General features: G+C 66.8%; 5 protein-coding genes. All 5 read left to right on the top strand.

The genetic code is table 11. The features are described from left to right. Nucleotides 1-463 precede the first annotated feature (463 nt). The 5 genes from IEZ15_RS38545 to IEZ15_RS47430 all read left to right on the top strand — a co-directional run bounded on the left by IEZ15_RS38545 (nucleotide 464) and on the right by IEZ15_RS47430 (nucleotide 6,130). Complete coding sequence (locus tag IEZ15_RS38545) at nucleotides 464-1,591, top strand: MFS transporter (protein WP_229846405.1); 1,128 nt, start codon at nucleotides 464-466, stop codon at nucleotides 1,589-1,591. 386 nt (nucleotides 1,592-1,977) lie between these two features. Continuing rightward, complete coding sequence (locus IEZ15_RS38540) at nucleotides 1,978-3,231, top strand: hypothetical protein (RefSeq protein WP_189281675.1); 1,254 nt, start codon at nucleotides 1,978-1,980, stop codon at nucleotides 3,229-3,231. 37 nt (nucleotides 3,232-3,268) lie between these two features. Further along, nucleotides 3,269-3,919, top strand: coding sequence for a helix-turn-helix transcriptional regulator (locus IEZ15_RS38535; RefSeq protein ID WP_189281674.1), 651 nt, complete (start codon nucleotides 3,269-3,271; stop codon nucleotides 3,917-3,919). Between the two features lie 674 nt (nucleotides 3,920-4,593). Then, nucleotides 4,594-4,911: a hypothetical protein gene (locus tag IEZ15_RS38530; protein WP_189281673.1), complete on the top strand. Its 318-nt coding sequence runs from the start codon at nucleotides 4,594-4,596 to the stop codon at nucleotides 4,909-4,911. Between the two features lie 100 nt (nucleotides 4,912-5,011). Next, a complete protein-coding gene (locus tag IEZ15_RS47430; RefSeq protein WP_373302719.1) occupies nucleotides 5,012-6,130 on the top strand; it encodes a LuxR C-terminal-related transcriptional regulator in 1,119 nt (372 codons plus the stop codon). The last annotated feature ends 835 nt before the right edge of the window (nucleotides 6,131-6,965 follow it).

Raw genomic sequence — 6,965 nt, 5'->3', positions numbered from 1 at the left:
CCCGCCTCGGCCAGATCAGCCCGATCGCCTACGAACAACGATCAACTACGCTGGCCACCGCCGCATGACAACCGGTGTCCACGATCAAGGGGAAAGCCCCCACCACCCGCCTTGAAACCCGTGCCTTACTCGCTCACCGCTGCAGCACACCAAGCCATGGCCCACGATCCACATGCCGCACCCATGGCGCTGAGGAAAACCGCAGCGCCACGGGACAAAACCGACGACACAGAGGTGGGACCGATACGTGAAACCCCAGGTCAGGAGGATCCCGCGATGCGCCAGTTGCCCTCCGAGCTCCCTGCACGGCAGATGAATTCGGTTGCGGTGGAACCGGGCAGCCCGGTGAGCTACCTGCATGAACGGTGCCACGGAGCAGGCGCAACCAGCGAGGTCAGGAAGAGACCGCAAGGTCACCATGCATCCGCCTCCGTGGCACAGAGCGGCGGTGCTTGCGGCCCTGATGCTGGCCGCCTTCACCCTCAACACCGCGGAAAACCTGCCGATCGGCCTCCTGGAGGTCATCTCCGAAAGCCTCCGGGTGTCAGTGTCAGCGGTCGGGCTCCTGGTCACCGGTTACGGCGTGACAGTGGCCGTCGCGTCGCTACCGCTCGCCTACGTCATGCGGGCCGTGCCCCGACGCCATGTGCTAACTGGACTGCTGGCCGCGCTGGTCGTGTCCAGCCTGGTTGCGGCGCTGGCCGCCTCCTACTGGGTGCTCCTCTTCGCGCGGCTGCTGACCGCGCTCGCCCAAGCGTTGTTCTGGGCCGTGATGGGGCCGGTCGCGGTGGGCCTGTTCACTCCCGAGGTCCGTGGACGTGTAGTCGGAGCGCTGTCCGTCGCCGGTTCGCTCGCCCTCGTACTCGGTGTTCCCGCCGGGACCTGGCTGGGCCAGCAGAGCGACTGGCAAGTGCCCATCGCCATGCTCGCGGCTCTGGGGCTCGTCTCTCTAGTGACCATCGCCGTTCTGCTGCCCACCTCCCGTCCGGAAGAGGAGAACGCCGCCTACGGAACCAGTCCCGACGTCCGCCGGTTCGGGATCGTGCTGGCGGCTGGGACCCTGTCCGCTACTGGGGCCTTCGCGGGATACACCTACATCGTCACATTCCTGGGCGACGTGAGCGGGTTCTCCTCAAGCGCGGTCAGTGCCCTGTTCGTGGCTTTCGGCGTTGCGTGTCTGGCCGGAGTGAGCATCACCGGGGCATTGCTGGACCGCTTTCCGCAGGCCGCAATGACCACTGCGGTTGCAACGCAGGCGGTGGGCATGCTCGGTCTGTATGCGGTCGGCACCGAGCCGGTCGCAGCGGTGGTGTTCCTGGCGCTGATGGGCGGTGCACTCGGGCCGGTGTTCATGACCACCCAGAACGCGATGCTGCATTGCGCACCGGGCCGCACAGATTTCGCACTCGCGGCGAACTCCGGTCTTTACAACGCCGGCATCGCAGCGGGCGCCGCGCTCGGCGGACTGGTCCTGCCGCTCGCCAACGTGCGGGGCACCTTCCTCGTCGGCGGGCTACTGACCGTCGGGGCCTTCGCAGTGCTGCTCGGCGGCCGGCTGCTGCGGGTTTCCGGACCGGAGTCCGCCGGTTAAAACCGCCGTCACTGAGCGGCCGGTGCTGCTTCTCGTCCGCTGAGGAAAACGACGCGAAGACGGGACTGCACCGCCGACACGACCGCGGAATCGAGCCGCGAAAGCACAGGTCATTCCGCCTCCGGAGGACACGGCTCACCGGAACCTACATCTGCAGACCGCCGTTTCCGCGGTCCCGAGGCAGCGCAACGGGATTGAGGCGGACGAAACGGAATCAGCGATTCCTTGACGGAGCCGCGTGTCGTCTCGCGCGCGGTGACCCGCATGACCGCAAGTCCTGCGACGCCCCGGCGCGCGGGCCGTGGCCCACCGCGGTCGCGCGAGCCGCCACCGGAGCATGCTGCCGCTCCCCATGCCGCCTACCCACTACCGAGGGCACGATCACCATGACCCACAAGGCTTCCTACAACGCCCTTCCCCCGCGGGCCCAGAACGCGTGCCGCCGCTTCGCGCTCCTGCCCCGCACGATCACGATCGACGAAGGCCTCGCCATCGCCTTGGGCGGCGCCTCCCTCCGCACCGCCCGGTCCCTGCTCAACACCCTGGCCCAGGCGACCTTCCTGACCAAGGACGGTGCAGAGGAAGGGCGTGGACCGGTCTTCTCCTTCCAGCCCGCCGCACGGGAGTACGTACGTGACCGGGCCGGAACGGAGGGAGAGACCGAGGAGTCCGTCCTGCCGGCTCTGCTCGACTGGCTGCTCGTCACCGCCTGTTCCGTCGAGGCTCCTGTGACCCCCAGCCACGCCGTGTTCCCCCGCCGGTACACCACGTCGCCCACGCCGGTCCAGTTCGCGTCCGAGACCGAGTCGATGGCGTGGATGGAGAACCAGATGCCCAACGTCATGGCCGCTGTCCGTGCCGCCATGGAAGCGGGCATGTACTGGCAGGCGTGCTCGCTCGTCCACGCGATGCAGCCGGCCTGGAAGGTCCACCGCCGTTACGGATGGTGGATCGAGGCCCACGAGCTCGGTCTGAAGGCTGCGCAGGAATGCGACGACCGTGCCGCTGCCCGTGTGATGGCGATTACTCTCGGCACCGGGCTGCGCAAGATGGGCGAACACACCTGGGCCCGGACGCAGTTCTGGTCCGTGCTCCGCTCGGCGGTGGCGGACAAGGACATTCACATGACTGCTCAGGCGTTTCACGAGCTGGGCTGCATGCCTGGAGCCACTCCCGCCGATGCCCGGCAGCACCTGCTGACCGCCCGCGACATCTGGGACGCCGAAGACTGCCTGCGCGGCGTGGGCCTCACTGATATCGAACTGGGCCGGTGGGAACAGGAACACGGCCTCCCGGCCGAGGCCGCAGCCCGGCTCACCGAGGCTCACCGGATCCTGACCGCCATCAGCGATGCCTACGAGGCCGCCCGCGCCGAGGCGTTCCTCTCCCTGGCACTCGCCTGCACCGGGGACCTCGATGCTGCCCGGGCACACGCTCTGCATGCCCACGAGGAATTCATCGCCTGCCGTGCCCCCTGGTGGGCCGCGCGCACGCACGAGATTCTCGGGCTGAACGCCGAGGAGCACGGCACACCGGTAGAGGCCGTCGACTGGTTCGCGCTGTCGCTGGCCGCGTTCCGCAGCCTGCGTAGCGATTCCGACGTCGAACGCCTGCACAGCCACTTCAGCCGTCTGTCCTGACCCGACCGTTGACCCGGCCGAACATAAGGAAGCCAACATGACCTCCACCGTGCAGAGAGTGTCCGTCGCCGTCCATGCCGGTGACCCCGTCTCCCTGGCCGGAATAACCGGGCAGCTGTACAACCGGCCCGAGGTCACCGTCCTCAACACCCACCCAGGCGTCGATGACGCCCCGGAGGTTCCCGATGCCGTGGTCGTCGTGACCGATGCCGTCGACGAGAAGACACTGACCCTCCTGCGCCGCATCCAGCGCACCAGCACCTCACGTACCGTCCTGGTCACCACGGACATCGACGAGCAGAAGCTGGTGAGTGCCGTGGAGTGCGGTGTCGCCGGTGTGGTCAGGCGCTCCGAGGCGACTCCGGAGCATCTGGTGCAGGTCATCGGGACGGTGGCGCGGGGCGAGGGGCATCTCCCGTCCGACCTGCTGGGACGGCTGCTGGAGGAGGTGGGCCGCCTCCAGGGTCAGGTGCTCGGCCCGCGCGGGCTGCACTTCACCGGTCTCGCGGCGCGCGAGGTGGATGTGTTGAGGCTGGTCGCGGAGGGGTACGACACCGCGGACATCGCGACGAAGCTGGCCTACTCCGAGCGCACCATAAAGAACGTGCTGCACTCGGTGATGACCAGGCTGCAACTGCGGAACCGGTCGCACGCGGTGGCGTACGCGATGCGGCAGGGGCTGATCTGAACCGTACGGTCACCGTCGACTGCAAACCAGGCTCAGGCCACGCGGAGGAGCTCTCCGACCTCCGCACCTCCAGGACGGGATCGCGGTACCCCTCGACCGCACATGCCCCGCTACCCCCGCCCGACTCTGCCATCTCCCAGCGCCGGCTCTTCTTCTCCTGTCCGTGACGGACCGCACGACCCGGCAGCCCGGCCGAACTCCATACACACAAGTCTCAGAAGGAACCATGTCGTCGTCTCCTCCCACCTCCCAGGCGTCCCGGCGCGCCGGCCTCCTCATCAACGCGGCCACGAGTCCTTCCCGGGCATACAGCACCGTGGTCACGCTCTACGCTCTCGTCGGCGCCGGTCAGGCATGGAGTGCCGTGATCGCCTTCGTGAACCTGGCCGGCGGCAACACCCCTCACTGGGCGGCTACGGCCGGACTTCTCATAGAAGCGGCCGGGTTCGTCGGTGCCATCACCTGGACCACCCACCTGCTGACGACACGTAAGAACGAAGGCCTGCCCATGCGGTCACCGGTCTGGATTTCTGTGACGCTCATAGCTGCGCTTCTGTTTACCGTGGACGAGCACGGCCTGCTGAGCGCAGACGGGCAACCCACACGGAGTGTGGGCCTGCTGGCGCAGCTCGCGGTGTGGGTGATGCTGGCAGCAGAGATCAGGGCCCGCGCCGGTGACGGTTCAGGCGGGGACCAGCCGGCAATCCGGTCGCGAGAGCGTCAGTATCCCGCTCGGCGCCGCAGCGGTGTTCCTCTTCCTCCGCTACCGGAAAGCAACACCGCTCGTCATCGCCCACGTCGCCTACAACGTGATCACCACGCTGATGGTGGTTCCGCTCGTGGCCGCCCTCCTGCTGAGCCTGCTCCTCGCAGGCATCACCGGGATCTGGATGGCGACCGGGGACCGACACCGTCTTTCGAAAGTGCAGCAGCCCGCCCGCCAGGACCCGGCCGGCTCCGCAGTCGACGGGCAGGCGAAGCGTGGCCGGTGAGCACCGCACGGACATCGCCACCTGCACCACGCACGCGGACGGCACCGGCCGTGGGGCGTGTGCCTTCCCGTCAACCACCCTCACCCTGCCCAGGAACGCCATGTCGCCTCCCCCGGTCCCTCAGCCGATGAGGACGATGCGCCCCTTACCGCGCCCGGAACTCTGCCTGTCCGCCCGGCAACGGGAGATCGTTGGATACCGTGCTGCCGGTCTCGCCGTGGCCGAGATCGCCACTGAACTGGGCCTGAATAGGACCTCTGTCCACGGGCATCTGCGGAATGCACGCCTCACCGCGGGCGTACACGTTGACCGTGTGCTCGTGTACTGCGTCCTCGCTGGAAAAACCGTGCAACTGACACGGCGCACGTCGCTGGCAGACCGTCCGAATGCCCTCACTCGGCTGGTCTGGCGTGGCCTGCGCTACAACGTGCCCGACTCCGAATTGCTCTCGACTATCGCCCAGACCAGCCTTCACCCTCCGGGTGACGTGGCCCGGGCACTTGATGAGCTTCGCACCGCCACGAACCTTTCCGACTGCGGATTGGTCGGCCTGGCCTTCGCAACAGGTCTGCTGTACGGCGATGAAGGCGTAAATCCAACCACAGCACCAACAGGCCTGCGCACTACAACAGGCGGATATTCGCAGGAACTTCCGCGCTTGAAGGACGTTCCCAGAACTCCGGTTCCTCCCGGACGAAACCACAAGCCAGCACAAGGAAAGCCACAGGAAACTCCGGGACGCCGGCCCCATACCTCACCGGCTGACCCGCTGGGGCTGCTACCGAGGGGCATGCCCGAACGACAGAACCGCACCTCCCCCGTCCTGAGATGGCTTCAGAGCCGCCCTCTGGTAGTCGGGGTGGATGTCCAGGCAGTGCGAGTGAGCCCGGAAGTCTGCGCCGACTATTTGCAACACCGATACGAACAGGGCATTCCCCGGAGGCAGTGGGGCCCGGTCCTGGGGGATACCGATGCCCATTGCGCACTGTTCCTGCTGCCGCCCCGCTCTTTGCCCGCTCAGTGGAGCTGTGCAGACGGCCGGGTCCTTCGGAACGGACTCGTTCTTGATCTGCGCCCGCCCCTGCTTCCCACCAGCCGGATGTACTGGGCATTCACACCAGGTGCCTGGTGGAGCTTAAAGCAGCTCACGCGGCTGGCCGACAGGGCATCAAGCGTGGGGCAGGCACTTCCCGACCCGTCTGTCACCGCGATCACTTGACCATCGAGACCTTGGATCCACAGACCTTCCGAGTGCACCGCATTGCTATCCACGCCGCTCCCGCGCCCACAGCCCTGAGATGAAACCACTATGGCCAAACGCACTAAGAAACCCATATCGACGGGTGCTCCTTACACAAGTACATCGCCCGGGATGGAGGCCTTCGCCGCGTGGCTACGGGCCTTCTACCTGGACACTTCCGAGGACGAGGCCCATGCTCACTGAGAAAACTTCGTCGCCACGAGTCCCGACCTGGCGCTGGAAGAACTTCGCTGCATCAGCGAAGTCGCCGTTTCGCCGTCAAAGGACCTCGTACTCGTCATTGAGCAGTACGCCTCCATGTGCACGTGGAGAAAGGACCGTCGCATTCCCTGGACCCACGACGACTACGTCAAATGGCTGAAAGGAAGGGTCCTCACATTCTCGGTAATCGCCGAGCGCCACGGACTGCCCAACGTCGCACCGGTGGATAGAGAGGCCAGCAGTTGAGTACACAGTCGGACGTGCCACGCCGTGGAACGATGTCCACATCCACGAACAACACAGTGACGGGGGACTCCACCGCAGGCATTGTCATTCAGTCAGGCAGCATCACAGGCGGGGTCCACTACCACCGCTCTCCGCCCGCGCCACCCCTGCCCCGCCAACTGCCCGCGCTGCCCGTGGCGTGGGTGGACCGGGAGGCGGATCACCTACTGCTGCACAGCAAGTCGTCGGACAGCCCGCCTGACTTCGGGAGCCGGCTGATCGTGCTGAGCGGACAGGACGGGATCGGCACCACAACACTTGCCTCGCGGCTCCTGCATGAGCTCCAGGACCGCTTCCGCGGGGGATC

Origin of the sequence: Streptomyces atratus (genome assembly GCF_014648655.1) — a bacterium.
In the GTDB taxonomy this organism is placed as follows: Bacteria; Actinomycetota; Actinomycetes; order Streptomycetales; family Streptomycetaceae; genus Streptomyces; species Streptomyces atratus.
This window is presented reverse-complemented; position numbering and strand designations above follow the sequence as displayed.

Excerpts from the sequence above, each read along its gene's own strand:
- IEZ15_RS38545 (WP_229846405.1), top strand. The coding sequence starts at position 464 with ATGCTGGCCGCCTTCACCCTCAACACCGCGGAAAACCTGCCGATCGGC.
- IEZ15_RS38540 (WP_189281675.1), top strand. The coding sequence starts at position 1,978 with ATGACCCACAAGGCTTCCTACAACGCCCTTCCCCCGCGGGCCCAGAAC.
- IEZ15_RS47430 (WP_373302719.1), top strand. The coding sequence starts at position 5,012 with ATGTCGCCTCCCCCGGTCCCTCAGCCGATGAGGACGATGCGCCCCTTA.
- IEZ15_RS38535 (WP_189281674.1), top strand. The coding sequence starts at position 3,269 with ATGACCTCCACCGTGCAGAGAGTGTCCGTCGCCGTCCATGCCGGTGAC.